General features: G+C 63.9%; 14 protein-coding genes and 1 tRNA gene. 10 read left to right on the top strand and 5 right to left on the bottom strand.

The genetic code is table 11. From position 1 onward, the window contains the following. The first annotated feature begins 134 nt into the window (after positions 1 to 134). The 5 genes from rpoD (at position 135) to C936_RS14890 (ending at position 4,139) form a co-directional block, all read left to right on the top strand. Positions 135 to 2,045: an RNA polymerase sigma factor RpoD gene (gene rpoD / locus C936_RS0103765; RefSeq protein ID WP_018175243.1), complete on the top strand. Its 1,911-nt coding sequence runs from the start codon at positions 135 to 137 to the stop codon at positions 2,043 to 2,045. 95 nt (positions 2,046 to 2,140) lie between these two features. Then, positions 2,141 to 2,217: transfer RNA gene (locus tag C936_RS0103760), tRNA-Ile, on the top strand. Between the two features lie 237 nt (positions 2,218 to 2,454). Beyond that, a complete protein-coding gene (locus tag C936_RS14895; RefSeq protein ID WP_155988200.1) occupies positions 2,455 to 3,141 on the top strand; it encodes a hypothetical protein in 687 nt (228 codons plus the stop codon). Further along, positions 3,131 to 3,670 (top strand): hypothetical protein, encoded by a 540-nt coding sequence (locus C936_RS0103755; protein WP_018175242.1) that lies wholly within the window; start codon positions 3,131 to 3,133, stop codon positions 3,668 to 3,670. The genes C936_RS14895 and C936_RS0103755 overlap by 11 nt, the downstream gene beginning before the upstream one ends. Positions 3,671 to 3,674: 4 nt before the next feature. Further along, positions 3,675 to 4,139, top strand: a complete 465-nt coding sequence (locus tag C936_RS14890) for a hypothetical protein (protein WP_155988201.1) — start codon at positions 3,675 to 3,677, stop codon at positions 4,137 to 4,139. Between the two features lie 206 nt (positions 4,140 to 4,345). On the opposite strand, the gene C936_RS0103750 is transcribed toward C936_RS14890, so the two are convergent. Beyond that, positions 4,346 to 4,774: a hypothetical protein gene (locus C936_RS0103750; RefSeq protein ID WP_018175241.1), complete on the bottom strand. Its 429-nt coding sequence runs from the start codon at positions 4,772 to 4,774 to the stop codon at positions 4,346 to 4,348. A 247-nt stretch (positions 4,775 to 5,021) separates the two neighbouring features. Here C936_RS0103750 and ddaH point away from each other — a divergent pair, with 247 nt between their 5' ends. The 5 genes from ddaH (at position 5,022) to lnt (ending at position 10,283) form a co-directional block, all read left to right on the top strand. After that, a complete protein-coding gene (gene ddaH / locus C936_RS0103745) occupies positions 5,022 to 5,834 on the top strand; it encodes a dimethylargininase (RefSeq protein WP_369699441.1) in 813 nt (270 codons plus the stop codon). Between the two features lie 266 nt (positions 5,835 to 6,100). Beyond that, the gene (locus tag C936_RS0103740; RefSeq protein ID WP_018175239.1) at positions 6,101 to 7,648 is read left to right on the top strand and encodes a TolC family protein; all 1,548 of its coding nucleotides are present in this window, start codon (positions 6,101 to 6,103) and stop codon (positions 7,646 to 7,648) included. Between the two features lie 153 nt (positions 7,649 to 7,801). Then, positions 7,802 to 8,209 (top strand): hypothetical protein, encoded by a 408-nt coding sequence (locus tag C936_RS0103735; RefSeq protein ID WP_018175238.1) that lies wholly within the window; start codon positions 7,802 to 7,804, stop codon positions 8,207 to 8,209. 47 nt (positions 8,210 to 8,256) lie between these two features. After that, entirely contained in the window at positions 8,257 to 8,661 is a 405-nt protein-coding gene (locus C936_RS0103730) for a hypothetical protein (RefSeq protein ID WP_018175237.1), read from the top strand. 86 nt (positions 8,662 to 8,747) lie between these two features. After that, positions 8,748 to 10,283, top strand: a complete 1,536-nt coding sequence (gene lnt, locus C936_RS0103725) for an apolipoprotein N-acyltransferase (RefSeq protein WP_018175236.1) — start codon at positions 8,748 to 8,750, stop codon at positions 10,281 to 10,283. Here lnt and C936_RS0103720 read toward each other — a convergent pair. From C936_RS0103720 to C936_RS0103705, 4 genes are read right to left on the bottom strand one after another with little or no spacing between them, the layout of a single operon-like run. Then, positions 10,261 to 11,442, bottom strand: coding sequence for an ABC transporter permease (locus C936_RS0103720; protein WP_018175235.1), 1,182 nt, complete (start codon positions 11,440 to 11,442; stop codon positions 10,261 to 10,263). The two genes, lnt and C936_RS0103720, sit on opposite strands and share 23 nt — an antisense overlap. A gap of 8 nt (positions 11,443 to 11,450) precedes the next feature. Then, positions 11,451 to 12,137 carry an ABC transporter ATP-binding protein gene (locus tag C936_RS0103715; protein WP_018175234.1) on the bottom strand — a complete coding sequence of 229 codons (687 nt, stop codon included), beginning with the start codon at positions 12,135 to 12,137 and terminating at the stop codon, positions 11,451 to 11,453. Then, the gene (locus tag C936_RS0103710; RefSeq protein ID WP_018139024.1) at positions 12,134 to 13,909 is read right to left on the bottom strand and encodes an HlyD family efflux transporter periplasmic adaptor subunit; all 1,776 of its coding nucleotides are present in this window, start codon (positions 13,907 to 13,909) and stop codon (positions 12,134 to 12,136) included. Before C936_RS0103710 ends, C936_RS0103715 begins: the two co-directional genes overlap by 4 nt. Next, positions 13,906 to 15,423 carry a TolC family protein gene (locus C936_RS0103705; protein ID WP_018175233.1) on the bottom strand — a complete coding sequence of 506 codons (1,518 nt, stop codon included), beginning with the start codon at positions 15,421 to 15,423 and terminating at the stop codon, positions 13,906 to 13,908. The genes C936_RS0103710 and C936_RS0103705 overlap by 4 nt, the downstream gene beginning before the upstream one ends. Positions 15,424 to 15,626 lie beyond the last annotated feature (203 nt).

Below are 15,626 nucleotides of genomic sequence, written 5' to 3'. Positions count from 1 at the left end.
GCGACCCGGCAGAGGGTTTGGCGGGAGAATCCCGGCAATATAAGAATCTTCTGCTACAATGTAGGATTGATTTTTCTGCGACCCGGAATGATCCGACCCATTCAGCGACCCAGGCACCTCGGAGTACGACCGTAATGAATCGTGAAGAGCAACAATCCCAGCTCAAGGAACTGATTGCCAAGGGCAAGGAGCAGGGATACCTCACGTATACCGAGGTCAACGACCACCTGCCCGACTCGATCATCGACTCCGACCAGGTCGAAGACATCATTGCGATGATCAACGACATGGGCATCGCGGTGCACGAGCAGGCCCCGGACGCCGACAGCCTGCTGCTGTCCGATGGCTCCGTCTCTGCCGACGAAGACGCCGAGGACGCCGTGGCCGCGCTCGCCTCGGCCGATTCCGATTTCGGTCGCACCACCGACCCTGTGCGCATGTACATGCGCGAGATGGGCACGGTCGAGCTGCTGACCCGAGAAGGCGAGATCCGCATCGCCAAGCGCATCGAAGAGGGCCTGATGCAGGTCCTGTTCGCGCTCGCCCATCACCCGGGCGCGATCGAGCGGCTGATCCACGAGTACGATCAGATTGTCGCGAACAACGGCCGCCTGACCGATCTGGTGGTCTCCTTCATCGACCCGAACGACCACGCCAACGGCGAGGCCGTGGCCCGTGGCCTGGTGACGCCGGAACAGTCGCAGAAGGCCCAGGACGAGCAGAAGGCGGCGGCCGCGGCCGCCGCCGAACAACAGGCCAGCGCCGAGCTGGACGCCATCGTCGACGAGGTGGAGGACGCCGAGGAAGACGACGAGGCCGCCGAACCGGTCGACACCGGCCCCGACCCGGAAGAGGCCCGCGAACGCTTCGAGAAGCTGCGCAAGCTGCACGCCAAGGCCCACAAGGCCTTCGAGAAGGGCAACCGCGAGGCCTACGCCGTCGCGCGCGAGGCCACCGCCAAGTACTTCATGGAGTTCAAGCTGGTCCCGCGCATGGTCGACCAGCTGACCAGCCAGCTGCATGGCAGCATCGACCAGATCCGCCGCCATGAACGCCGCATCATGGAACTGGCCGTAAATCAGGCGCAGATGCCGCGCAAGGCGTTCATCGACAGCTTCCCGAAGAACGAGACCAACTTCGGCTGGATCAAGGAGGCCTGCAAGGCCAAGGGCAAGTACACCACCGCCCTCGCCGAGCACGAGGAAGAGATCGTGCGCCTGCAGAAAAAGCTCGCCGAGACCGAACACGAGGCCAGCCTGAACATCTCCGAGATCAAGGAGATCAATCGCCGCATGTCCATCGGCGAGGCCAAAGCTCGCCGCGCGAAGAAGGAGATGGTCGAGGCCAACCTGCGCCTGGTGATCTCCATCGCCAAAAAGTACACCAATCGCGGCCTTCAGTTCCTCGACCTGATCCAGGAAGGCAACATCGGCCTGATGAAGGCGGTGGACAAGTTCGAATACCGCCGCGGCTACAAGTTCTCGACCTATGCCACCTGGTGGATTCGCCAGGCCATCACCCGCTCCATCGCGGACCAGGCCCGGACCATCCGCATCCCGGTGCACATGATCGAGACCATCAACAAGCTCAACCGCGTCTCCCGCCAGATGCTGCAGGAAATGGGCCGCGAGGCCACGCCGGAAGAGCTGGCCGAGCGCATGGAGATGCCCGAGGACAAAATCCGCAAGGTGCTCAAGATCTCCAAGGAACCGATCTCCATGGAGACCCCGATCGGCGACGACGAAGACTCCCACCTGGGCGACTTCATCGAAGACGAGAAGGTCGCCTCGCCGTCAGACTCCGCCGCGCGCGAGAGCCTGTCCGAGGCCACCCGCGAGATCCTGTCCACGCTGACCCCGCGCGAGGCCAAGGTCCTGCGCATGCGCTTCGGCATCGACATGAACACCGACCACACCCTCGAGGAAGTCGGCAAGCAGTTCGACGTCACCCGCGAGCGCATCCGCCAGATCGAGGCCAAGGCCCTGCGCAAGCTGCGCCACCCGACCCGCGCCGAACTGCTGCGCACCTACACCGACGCCGAGTAACACCCGGCCGGCTCCCCGCCGGCCACCCTCTGCGGCGCCATCTCTCCCTTTCCGGGTAGAATGGCGCCGCAGTCGTTTGTACCCTCCCCGATTACGGGCCTGTAGCTCAGTTGGTTAGAGCAGGGGACTCATAATCCCTTGGTCGCTGGTTCGAGTCCAGCCGGGCCCACCATATTTACAGATACTTACACCGCACCACCAAAACCCTCGGCACCTATGTAGACACCATGTAGGTAGCTCGTCCCCTCCGATGTGGTACTTGACACTCACGCCGCACAAACCGAAGATCGCACAGAGTAGTGGCTGCAACCTGAGCCGTGACCGCATCGACGCATAACAGCTCTAATTTGGCCCTATTCCTTCCCTAATTCGTGATCAACCAATCTCTCCCTAAAGGGCTCCGATTACAGTGCCTTCGCATTTCAACCTAAAAGAGCACCAGCGCCGGGACCTCACATCCCTGGTTTCCCTAGGCCCCGAACGCCTAGACGAAATACGTGTCGCCATAGAGCGAAGCCAAGAGGCGCCGCTCACCCCCTCAGAAATCGAATCCATAATCGACCCGACACTGAAAGACCTTGAGGTCACTGGCGAGATCGTAACTCGCGTGCTTGTTTCCATGGCGATAACCTGCCGCACCGCTCGTATCTCAACCGCAGAACTCATGGACCGCCTTCAAGCGTCTATTACCTCGGAGTCCGCTAAAGGATATGAGGCCGAATGGAGCAAAGCCCGAAAACACATAGAATCGCTCATAGACCTTGCGCCGATACGGCGTGTCGCAAAAGCTCTTGACCTGTCTTACGATCACGAAAATCTACTTAGCTCTACGCGCATTTTGTGCGACGTTCGGCCGGTTTTTTCCGATGATGATGCCGAGATTTCGGGTGCCGTAGTAATGCAAACACTGTCACTCGAGTACCGGCGCAACGGAAGAACCATGACATTGTCGCTTGCGGTCGATTCAGAAGACATTGAAAAGCTCTCGGCCGAATGCGAACGCGCGAGAAAAAAGGCGTTCTCGGCACGAAGAAAAATGGACGCCTGCCACATAACCTCGTTCATTGTCGGGGAGGAGAAAGGCAATGAGAAATGAATTCGCTTTTCATCCTAGCGATAACGATCAAGAACTCTACCGCCCGGAGGCTTCGGATATTCCCAACCGGTTCGACGAAGTTCAGAGAACTTTATATTCGAAGACGTTCGACACCATACCTAACTTCCAGCTATTTTTTTTGGCCGCAAGAGCATCAGGAACGTCTTCTAGTGACGCTAGGCTGGGGGCGTATAAGATATTCCTGGAAGAAGGCGCGACGGAAGTTATCGATTATCCCAAGGAAGCGCTCAAGGGCAATACCGAGGAGATCCGCACGAGGGCAAGCGAGCCGCTCATTTCCAATGTAGATCGTACTATATCGATCGATTGGCGTATCTTCTTTATGTATCAGATGTTGCCCACGCTTTTTGTGGCCCTAGGATTTTCTTCACTGGCTTTGAGTGTGGGCTCCGCGATAGCAGGGAACTGGCTGGCGTTTGGGGCCTCTTCGGTGATTGGTTTGATGTCCATATTATCTGCCGGCATCGGCGTTTCTACATACAGAAAGATAAAGCTCGACAATAGCTGAGGCTATGAAAAGCTGGACTACTCGTAACCGGGACATAGGAGCGGCCCTTACTTATGGGTCGGCCTTTGTCATCCTCGTCGCGTTCTTTTTACTCCTGCTTGCACCCGACCAATTCACTGAGCGTTTCGAATCTGTTAGCGTAAAGATTACTCTGTTTTTTTTCGCCGTAGCTTTCGTTGGTCTGAGCGGTATTATTTTGTATCTTTTTTTGCATACCCCCCCGGTTCGGCGGCTATACATTGGATTTGTTCGATTCGCTTTTTTTACTGGACTGGTAGCCGGCCCGGTTAGCCATTTTTCTAGCTTCTATGTCCAGGCAAATACGCTGGATGTTGAAATAACCTATGGACAAGCAGCATGGGTGTCTCTGTTAATATTTCTTTTTTCATTGGGTTTTATCGCGTACGTTTTGGCCTGTTATCGCGACGTTGCAGAAAAGGAAAAGAAGGATGGCGCACCGCTTCTGTGACCGCATGTTTCCGCATTGGCCTACCCGTCTCTATAAATCACTCTGGATGTGATTCGTACAGTTATTGACAGAACTCCAAGGCGGCGCGTCCTACGGACGCCCCGCTACCGGGCGCAACTCCCAAGTGGGAGTCCGAAGGGTCAGACCTTGCCTTTTGCCTCTCTGGTGAAGGTGGGTCAAAAGGCAAGGCTTGTCCCGACCCACGCTCAGGCCGCCTCGGCAGTGACGAGGCCGCGCTGAAGGTCGACGGTGATCCGTTGGCCCTCGATGACCGTGGCGCAGGCCAGCAGGAAGATTTCCACGAACTCGTTGCGCTCCTCCTCCGGCATCTCCGAGGAGGTGTTGGAGGCATTAAAGGTACCGAACATGGTGTCGTGGGCGCCGGCCGAATACAGGATCAGGCGCTGCATGGCGGCCTGGTCGTCCGGCGATGGGGCCGCGGTATCCAGGACCGGCTCGCCGAGCTTCTGCTTGATGGTGGAATAGAGATGAAACAGGTATTCCGCCGCGCTCTCTCGGCCCCGCCGATCCTGCAGGGTGAAGTTAGCCGAAACCGCCTCGCCACTGCGAGCACGCAGGAGGATGTGCTTCGGCTCGGGCTGATCGTCGGCGTACGGGTTCAGGATGTTGACCACGATGTCTCCAGCGGGGTTGGACAGATGGCGGGCCAGAGTACGAGACCGCCTGCGAGATTTCCATGACGCCCCCGCCAGCCATGTAGCTATCCACTGCGGGGGGATACGCAGCCATGCTGGGTCTGCCTCCACCGAACCCGGCGCGCCTGCTCACACACCTCGACGAAGGCACTTGAAGGGACGCACCCTTGCTGGCACGTTTCAAGTCAAAAGCGTGTTCGTGCCGATTCCGGAGTGGAGCACCACGATGGCGAAATCCGTTTTGATGTGTCGTCCGGAACACTTCGCCATCCACTATGAGATCAACCCCTGGATGGACCTGGAGTGCCCCGTGTGCCCGGACGCAGCGGCCCGGCAATGGGAAGCGCTTTATCAGCTGTACACGGAGACCCTTGGCTGGGAGGTCCATCTGATCCCGCCCGTCGAGGGGTTTCCGGATATGGTCTTCACGGCCAACGGCGCGCTTGTCGTGGGTGACAAGGTGGCGCTGCCCACCTTTCGGCATCCAGAGCGTCAGGGCGAGACCTGGTGGTTCGAAAGCTGGCTGCGCGAGCAGGGGTTCACGGTGCTCTACCAGCCCCGCCACGATTTCGAGGGCGAAGGCGACGCGCTGATCTGGAACGACACGTTCTTCGCCGGCTACCCATGGCGCAGCGATCAGGCGGCGCATGCCGAGCTCGCGTCGTTTCTGGATCTGGAAGTCGTCAGCCTCCAGCTAACCGATGCCCGCTTCTACCACCTCGACACGGCGTTCACGGTGGTCGACCGCCAAACCGTTGCACTCTATCCGCCTGCATTCACCCGAGAGAGCCTGGAGGCGGTACGGCGTCGGGTGCCCAATGTGATCGAGGCGGACGAGGCCGATGCCATGGCCTACGGCCTTAATGCGGTCAGTGATGGCGAGCGCATCGTCCTCAGCGACCGCGCCACGGGCCTCGCCGAACGCTACCGGCAGCACGGCATGGAGGTGCACCCGGTCGCGATCGACGAATTTCAGAAATCCGGTGGCGGCATGAAGTGCCTGACCCTGGACCTGAAAGGAAGACTGCAAGGCCGATAATCAAGACTCTCGTCCCTGGCACTGCGAGCCGCGACAAGCGGGGCAACCATCGATGGCGCCAAAGTGACCGCCTGGATGGAATGTGCCACTCCAATCCGGACGGTTCGCAGCGGTTTTCCTTTAGACACCCATCCTGGTGCAACCGACCCTGCCTTTACGGGGTTGCGGCAAGGTTGGGATACTGCCGGTATGTGATGGCGCGCACGGTTTGCGGGCGGTCGCCGGAAACTCACCTGCCGACCGAGAGAGCGACCTCCGCCGCCTCCATGCGCCTGCTCAAGCACCCTGTCTTCTTCGGCTGCCTGCTGTTCCTGGCTACGGACGCCGGGGCGAGCAGCCTGCCTGCGGAACCCGGCAACGGCGTCGCGGGGCCCGACCCGGTAGTCGGCTCCGGCGATCAGTCGGCGGACGGGCCACTGAGGCTCACGCTGCGCGATGCACTGCAACTGGCCATCGCTCGCAATGCGTCGCTGCGCAGCGCGTATCTAGGCCGCGTGCTCGATCGGGCCAACCTGGATCTGGCCGAACGCACGTTCCAGCCCCGCAGCTCGGTATCGCTCGAGGCGCGGGAAGACCGCTCGGCCGGCTTGAACGGCACACGCACGCGGACCGCCAGCGTGGCTCCGGGAGCCAGCATGGCGCTCCCAACAGGTGCACAGGCCAGCCTGAACTGGCGCGTGGAGCGAGTGCTGCAATCCAGCGCGCCCGATGGGACGGAGGACAGCACGTCCGAGGTCACGCTGGACATCAGGCAACCGCTACTGCGCGGCGGCGGGCTGGAGATTGGGCGGGCCCCCGTCGAGCGGGCACACCTGAATGAAGAACGGAACGTGCTGGTCCTGGAGTCGCAGGTCACCAGCACCCTCGCCCAGGTGATCCAGTCCTATCGCACGCTGATTCTGGAGAACCAGCGGGTGGAGCTGGCCGAACTGGCCCTGGAGCGCAGTCGCCAGAACCTCGAAACCCGCAGCGAACTGGTGAACCGCGGTCGGCTTTCCGCGGCCGACCTGGCGCCCGCGCGCGAGAGCCTCGCGCGCCAGGAACTGCAGCGCGAGCAGACCCTTGAGCGCCGAGACCAGGCCGAGCTGGAACTGGTGCGCCTGATCGGACTGGAACCGGGGACGAGGGTCGAGCCGGAAGACACCATCGATATCCGCTCTGTAGAGGCGCTCCATACCGACGCACCCAGCCTGGACCAGGCGCTGGATATAGCCATGGAGCAGCGCCCGGAGCTGCGCCAGTCGCTGGTTTCCCAGCAACTGGCCGCGCTCGATCGAACGCTGGCCGAGGATGCCAACCGCTGGCAACTGGACCTGTCCGCCTCGGTCGAGGTCAGGGGCGATGCCCCTTCCACCACGCGCGCGATCGAGCAGGGCTTCGAGGAATCGCCCGGCCATGCGGTAGGCCTGCAACTCAGCATCCCCTGGGGCGACCGCCCCGCTCGCCAGCAGCGCCTGGGTACGGCGCGTGTAGAGCAGCGCCAGGCGCGCCTGCGCACTGAAGAGCTGCGAACCTCTATCCGCATCGAGGTGCAGCGCAACCTGAACGCCCTCGAGAGTCGCTGGGATCAGCTGCGCCTGGCGGAGCAATCGCTGGAGCTTGCGCGCCAGGCCGTGGCCGTCGAACAGGAAAAACTCGGCGTGGGGCGATCCTCGGGATTCGAGGTGGAAAGCGTAGAACGCGATCTTCGCGAAGCGGAACAATCCCTGCTGGATGCCGCCATCAACTACCAGAATGCCCGAACCGATCTCGATCGCGTCATGGGTGTCGTGCTCGAGCGCTGGGAACTGGCGATCCCTCAGCCGACGAGCTGACTCGGTCTCCCACATCTCCCCCGAACGCCCCGTGTACAGCAATCCCCGGGGCGCTCCACCTCACGCCGAACTAACCATTCCCGCGGGGATTACAACCTTGCTGTGCTAGGTTGAGCCACTCCACTCGACAGTCCGCACGGAGGCCACCCCCGCATGATTGATCAGCCGCTTCGACGCGCCGCGCTAATGGCAGGCGTTGTGACCGCCCTCACGGGCATCTCGGGCTCGGCTATGGCCTCAGGCGTATCCAGTGCGAGCGTGGGCGACACGCTCCGCGCCGGGGACTCTGTAAGGGTCGAGGCCGCGATCGGTTCCACGGGTTGCATGGGCCTGCGCGGGCTGTCCGACAGCGAGGTCCACGGATACCAGTTGATCGTCTCCTACAGGGGAGGGGACCCGATCACCAAGCAGCGGGGACGCGAGAGCTGGAGGGAAGGAGAAACCAAGCGCTTCGACTTTCGCACCTCCGAGATCCGTGTGCTGTCCGGCGCCGTAGAGATCACCGAGATCAGTAATAGCGGTGGCGGCTGCCCCGACCGGCTTGGACTGCGCGTCAGCTGACCGCGGCCGCGCAAAACAAAACCGAACCCACCGAAACAGGATCCGGAATGCCAAAGATCACCCAAGCTCTTGTCGCCACGGCCCTGCTCTCGATCGCCGCTACCTCGCCCGCAGCCGCCTCGGGGGGCGGAAGCTCGGCCAACGAAGGCGATGTCCTGCGCAGCGGCGATCGCGTGCAACTGGCTACGCAAAGCTTCGCGACCGGGTGCATCGGCTTTCGCGGGCTCGAGTCCAGCGAGCTGCAGGGATACGCATCCGTAATGGACGATGACTACCCCCACCGGGAACGGATGACGCTGGAGGCCCGTGACCGGGAAAGCTGGCGTTCCGGCGAGACCAAGCGGCTCGACTTTTCCCACCGCTCGGAGATTCACGTGGTCTCCGGAGAGGTCGAGATCACCGAAATTCGCTATAGCGGTGGCGGCTGCCCGAACCGCCTCGGCATACGCTGACCCGCTCGATCTCCCCGACCGGGGAGGCCGCCCGCGCGGCGGCCCTATCCCCGCCGACTGCCCTGTTTGCGCTCGCCCGCGGTGCGTTGCTGGCGGGCTCCGCGATCCTCTTTCACCTGAGTTTTGCCGAAGGGCCGCTCCCCGGGGTCTTCACTCTGTTCTCCATAAGCCTGCTGGGGCTCGCGCTTCAGGGGCTTAGGCCGGGGGCGGCCGCCGCGGCCGGGCTGCTCGCCGGCCTGGGCTACTGGTTGCCATCGGTGGGATGGGTGTTACCGGGCATGGAGGCATGGCTGGACCTTCCGTGGGCAGTGGGCGGTCTGACCGTGCTCGGGATTGCGCTGTTCCAGGCGCTCCCGTATGCCGCGTTCGCCGCGACGGCCTCGCTCCTGGCGCTGCGCCTGGAGCGACCCGCGCAGGCCCTGCTTGCGGCGGGTCTGCTGACCGTCATCCTGTCGTTCTCGCCGCAGATCCTTCCCGGTCATTTCGGCTATGCCCTGCTCGCCCATCCACACCTCGCTCAAGTGGTCGATGTCGGCGGCATCCCGCTCCTGCTGTTTTTTGCGGCTGCGCTCGGCTTTCTCGCCGCCGGCATCCTGACCGGGCTGCACCGTCGTACGCTCGCGCCGGCTGCACCGCTGCTGCTGGTACTACTGCTCGCCGCCCTGCTCGCATACGGAAGCTTTCGCCTGGACGCGCTGGACCAGGCCGCGCCGGAGCACAGCTCACGCCTGGGGCTGGTGCAGCCCAATATCCCGGTCCATGCGCGGCGCGACGACATGCCAGCGGCCGACCGCGACAACGACATCGAGACCGCGATCGAGATGACTCGACGGCTGCATGCGTCCGACCCCGACCTGGATCTGGTGATCTGGCCCGAGGCCGCGATCACGATGCAGGCGGCGCCGGAATCCTGGGGTCATCGCGCGCTCGCCGATCTCGCCGACGAGATCGGGGTGCCCATACTGGTCAACGGGACCGAGCAGCGCCGCGACGGGGATCATGTCGTCCACAATGTCGCCCTGCTGTTCGAGCCCGACTCTGGCCTGTCCGGGACCTACCGCAAGCGCAAGCTTGTGCCATTCGGGGAATACCTGCCTCTTGAAAAGCAGCTCCCCTGGCTGCGCACGCAGCTCCCGCAGGCCTCGCGCTTCAGCCCGGGATCGATGGCGGCGCCGCTGACTGGCCCCGATGGCATACCCCTCGCTCCGGCGATCTGTTTCGAGAGCCTGTTCGCTGACCTGGTGCGGGAAAATCTGGCCGGGCAGGCCGGCCTGATCGTGAACATCAGCAATCACGCCTGGTTCGGCTCCCCACGGACAGCCGATGCCCACCGGGCCATCGCCCGTGCACGCAGCCTGGAAAACCGCAGCCCGTTGATCATGCTGCACAACACCGGGGGTGGTGCCGTGTTCGATGCCGCCGGCCGGGTCGTACCCGGAAGCGAGACCCCGCATTGGGAAAGCACGACCCGAAGCATCGATGTACACACCGTAGCGGACCGGCCGTTCTATCAGCGCCATGGCGATCGTGTCCTGCAGGGCCTGGCCGTGCTGGTGATGCTGGCCGGGCTCTACCGGGGATGGCGGCGGTTTGCGCGGCCTACTCGCTGCGCAACGCGATGATCGGATCCAGCCGCGAGGCCTGCAACGCGGGGTAGTAGCCGAAGGCCACCCCGGTCAGGGTCGACACGGAGACGCCCAGCGCGACCGCCACGGGTGCCGCCACAAAGGCATTGCCGGTGAAGTGTGCGAAGCCGTATGCCACGCCGGTACCCAGTACGGCGCCGAGCACGCCGCCCAGCAGACACAGCAGCACGGCCTCGACCAGAAACTGCCGGCGGATGTCGGCATTGCGTGCCCCGATGGCCAGACGGATTCCGATCTCGCGACGGCGCTCGGTCACCGACACCAGCATGATGTTCATGATGCCCACCCCTCCGACGATCAGGGCGATGCTGCCGATCGCACCGAGCATGACGGTAAACATGCGGCTTTGCGCCTCCATGTTCTCCAGCAGTTGCTCGGCGCTGTTGACCTCGACCCGCAGCCCCGGGACACGATCGGAAAACCACTCGATGATCTGCTGCCCCAGGGCGCTGTGATCGACCTCGTTGTGCACCCGTGCAAGGATGCCGTCCAGGTCCCCGTCCGGCTCGAATCGCTGCAGGGCCTCCAGCGGCAGAAACACCGTGCTGTTCGGTGACACCGGGCTGACACCCCCGCCCCGCGGGTAGGGTTCGAGGATCCCGGCGACGGTCACATAGTACGCCCCGATACGGACCCGCTCGCCCACCTCCAGCGGACTCCCGGCCTCGCGCGCATAACGCTGCGCCACCTCGGCGCCGAACACCCCCTGCAGGCTGACGCCATCGATATCCGATATCCAGCGACCCTGGGCGAGACGCACCCGCAGCAGGTCGCGCAGCGATTCGGTCGCGCCCGTCAGGCGCAGGTTGTGATTGTCCGCGCCCATTTGCAGCTGGGCGCTACCGGTACTGAACGGCGCCACGCGCTGCAGGCCATCGGTCTCGCGCCCCAGATCAAACGCCAGCTCCGGAGTCAGCGATACCGCTTGGCCATCCTCTTCGCGCTGAAAGCGCTCGCGGATATTGACCACATTCGTGCCCATGGCACGAAACTGCTCCAGCATCGCGTTCTGCATGATCGTGCCGACATTCAGCATCGCGATCACCGAGGCCGTGCCGATCACGATCCCCAGCAGGGCCAGCAGCGATCGCTGCTTGGTCGCGGCGATGTTGCGCAGGGCCTCGCCCAGCAGCACACGGGGCCTCATGCGCCATCCTCGTCGACCACCCCGTCGCGGATGACCAACTGACGCCGGCACTGCCGCGCGACATCAGTATCGTGGGTGATGATGATCAGCGTGACACCCTCCGAATTCAGCTCGAGGAACAGATCCATGATCTCCTGCCCCACGCGGGAATCCAGCGCCCCGGTCGGTTCGTCGGCCAGCACCACCGAGGGGCTGCCCACCAGGGCGCGTGCAATCGCCACGCGCTGACGCTGACCGCCGGAGAGCTCGTTCGGCCGGTGATCGCCGCGATCTCCCATGCCGACTCGCTCCAGGATGGCGCGGGCACGACGTCGCATCTCGCGCTTGCCGACATCCTGATACATCAGCGGCAAGCCGACGTTGTCGACCGCAGTCAGGCGTGGCAACAGGTGAAAGGTCTGGAACACGAAGCCGATCTGGTGATTGCGATAGCGGGCGAGGTCGTCGGCGGTCATCCGGGAGACATCGTGGCCGTCGAAGTGGTAGTCACCGGCCGACGGGCGTTCCAGCAGCCCGGCAATGTGCATCAACGTGGACTTGCCGGAACCGGACCCGCCCATCAGCGACACCAGCTCGCCACGCTGGATGTCCAGGTCGACCCCGCGCAGGACGTGAACATCGGATGGCCCGACGCGGTAGCGACGGTGTACATCCCGCATCTGCACCAGGGGCTGAGCGCTCACGACCCGCCACCGGGCGGCGCGATCAACCGATCCCCGGCCTCCAGCCCTGCACTGACCTGTACGCCGTCAAACCGCGAATTTCCCAGCTCGACCGCGATCCGTTCCGGCTCGCCATCGTCGCGCTGGCGCCATACCCAGTACTCGTCGCCGTCGCGCTCGACAAAGGCGTGCGGGATGACAACCGCATCGGGTTCCTCCTGGGTGACCACATCCACCGAGGCCGACATCCCGACGCGAATCCGCTCCAGCGCCTCGGCGTCCAGATCGTCGATGCGGGTAATCAGGCGAAACACCGGCAAGCCACGCCCACTCGACTCCTGTGCCTGCGAGGAGACATACGACACTCGGGCCGGAAACTCCTCGCCGCCCCCGCGTGCAATCCGCACACGAGCGGACTGACCAACGCGCACGTCGTGGATATCCAGCTCGTCCACACTGCCCTCGATCTCCATCGACGACAGGTCGCCCACCGCCAGCAGGGCCTCGCCGCTGTTCACCCGCGACCCGGACTCGACCCGGCGATCGCCGTCCTGTTCGTCGTCGATCGGGGCCAGCACGATACCGTCCACCGGCGCGATGACCCGCTTGCCCTCCATCTGAGCGCGCACCTGCTCGTATTCAGCACGCGCGTTCTCGGCCTCGGCGCGCGCGCGCTCGAGCTGGCGCGTACCGCCGCGGCGCTGGGTCTCGGCCATGTCCTCGCGCGCCGCTTCGACGCGCACTTCGGCCTCCTGCACTCGGTCCTCGGCCGCGCGCAGCTCGCGTTCCGGCACGATGCCACGCTCGAAGAGATGCTCGACGTCATCCAGCTCGCGACGGTCATTGTTGAGCGAGCGCTCCGCCTGGCGCAGGCTGCGCCGGGCGGAAGCCATGTCCCGGCTCTGCTCCCAGTCTTCCAGCGATTCCACCTCGGCCTCGGCATCCGCCAGATCGCTGCGAGCGCGGCGGTAACGAATGCGGACCTCGGTGGGGTCCAGCTCCAGCAGTACGTCGCCTTCGGATACGCGTTCGCCATACTCCACATGGCGCGACAGGACGGTGGATTCGAACGGGGCGACCAGCGTAATTACATCGCCCGGCCGGAAGCGCCCGGAAAAGCCTGTCGTGGATTCGAGCGAACGCGCCTGCACCTCGAACACACCCGGATCCACAACATCCGGCGCAGCGCGCGAAGCCGTGGTCTCGCCAAAGTCCGGTAGTGAGAGGCTGGGCATGGCCCAGTACGCGGCCAGGGCAAACACGCCGATCACGGCGACGGTGGCGGCCAGACGCAGACGGTGAGTGCGCCGAAAGACATGCTGCAGGGCTTCGTTGCTGGACTCGACCTGCACATAGGCATCCTGCAACTCGCGGTGCTTGCTGCGCAGCTCCTCGGCCAGTGCGTGTTCGCTGCGCCGGGCGGCCTCGAGATCGGTGACATCCGTGAATACGGCCAGGACCGCCCGCTCCCCGCCGGCCGCCCCCTCGTCGAGGTAGGACGTGGTCAGCTTGAGGGAACGGGTCTCGCCGCCCAGTTCAACCGCCACCACACGATCGGGCACCATCTCGCCGGAGTAGATGGCCTCCAGCAATACATCCACGAACTCGCCATAGCCGGATTCGCCGAGGAAGACCTCGGCCAGACTGCGCCCCAGGGTGGACTCCGGCGACAACGAGAGGATGCGGGCCGCAGCCGGATTGAGCGTTCGAATCATCCCGGCGGCGTCCACGACCAGGACGCCATCGGCCATCGCATCGAGGATGTGCTGACTGACCGGTTCCTGTTGACTCATGGCATGACTCCGGCTTCGGGGAGTGCCAGGCCCCAGGTGTCCAGCGTGGTGCCCAGCACACGATCCAGCACACTCTGGGCATTCAAATACGCCACAACCGCATTGAGCAACGACTGCTCCGCCTCCCGCAGGCTGCGTTCGGTGGCATTGACCTGAAACGAGGTGCTGCGCCCCACCGACAGCTTTTCGCGCTCGATCTCGAGGCTCTCGCGGGCTAGCTCCAGCGATTGCCGGGCAAAGCCGATCTGGCGCCAGCGGCTATCAAGGTCGTTGAGCGCGCGCTCAACCTCCAGACGCAGTTCGGTCTCGCGTTCGGCAAACTGGATATGCGCCTGCTGCAGGCGGATCTCCGATTCCAGCAAGCGCACCGGCCGCTCCGGATCGAACAGCGGGACCTCCATCTGCAGCCCGGCGCTGTAGCCGGGACGCTCGTCAAAGGTGGCCTCAAGAGCGCTGCGCGCGGAATCCCCCTCGCCACCGGCACCAAGACTGGCCACCAGGTCCAGCCGCCAGAGATGATTGTTCTGCGCCAGCATGCGGTTGACGTCCTCGATGGCGCGCCCGAGACGCAGGCGCAGGTAGTCAGGGCGATTCTGCAGTGCGATATCCAGCGCTTCATCGACCGCCGGGGCGTCCACGCGCAGGGTATCCAACTCATCGAGGTCGATGGTGTCCAGGAGCCGCAGCCGCGTGTCGCGCCCGAGGTTCAGCAGACGCAGCAGCTCCAGCTCGGCCTGTTCCAGAGTCTCCTCGGACTGGCTCACATTGAAACGCTGATTGGCCAGACTGGCCTCGGTCTGTACCAGTTCATTGCGCGCCATGCGCCCGCGCTCCACCATCGCCCGATTGCGTTCCAGCTGATCCTCGGTGCGCTCCAGTGACAAACGGGCGATCTCCAGGCGCCGCTGCTCCTGCAGCAGCGAACGGTACGCGTTGATCACGCTCTCGATCACCGTGACAACCTGTTCTTCAAGGCTCAACGCACTGATCGCTTCCTGGATACGCGCAATCTCGAGTGGCGCACGCCCAACCGCCAGCCCGCCTCCGCGCAGCAGCGGCTGCGAGAGATCCAGCGACAGGTTGGAGACTCGCGAGCTGGCTGCGGCCAGCCCGGTCTCGCCATGCGACTGGGCCAGGTTCCAGCTAAAGCCGATCCGGCCGCCGGTTCGCAGTTCCGCCTCCAGGGTGGGTGACAGGGTCGAGCTTCGCTGCGTCTCGGCATCGTCGCCGGGCGATCGGCTCTGCTGCGCCGACAGGTCAATCGTGCCCTGCGGCCGGAACTGCGCCTCCGCCACGGCCAGGTTGAGCTGATCCACGACCCGGTCGAGATAGGCGCTTTGCAGCTGCGTATTCCGGCGCAGAGACAACGCCACGGCCTCCGCAAGCCCAAGCTCGATGGTGCTGCCCGCGAGCGGGGCCGGGGCATATTCCATCGCCTGTTGTTCGAAGGCATCGGTGCCCGCTACGGCCTCGACAGCCGGGCCCAACAACAGCAAAGGGCTGAGCAGGAACAAGCCCCGCACAGCCCACCGAACGACCCATTCGATCCCTGTCCCGTTTTCAGTCACTCAAAAGATCATGGCGCTAATAGAGGCATTGATTGACGCGCTTCCCGACGGCCGGTGGCCACAAACACCGGCCCTGGCCTGCCGGCAAACGCCACGCAGCTGAATCGGACAGGAGGGCGCCGGCGCGCCACAGATGGAGAGATCGATGC

It is taken from the genome of Thioalkalivibrio sp. ALJ4 (assembly GCF_000377225.1).
Classification (GTDB): Bacteria; Pseudomonadota; Gammaproteobacteria; order Ectothiorhodospirales; family Ectothiorhodospiraceae; genus Thioalkalivibrio.
The sequence above is the reverse complement of the archived record's forward strand: the minus strand, read 5'-3'. Positions and strand labels throughout refer to the sequence as shown.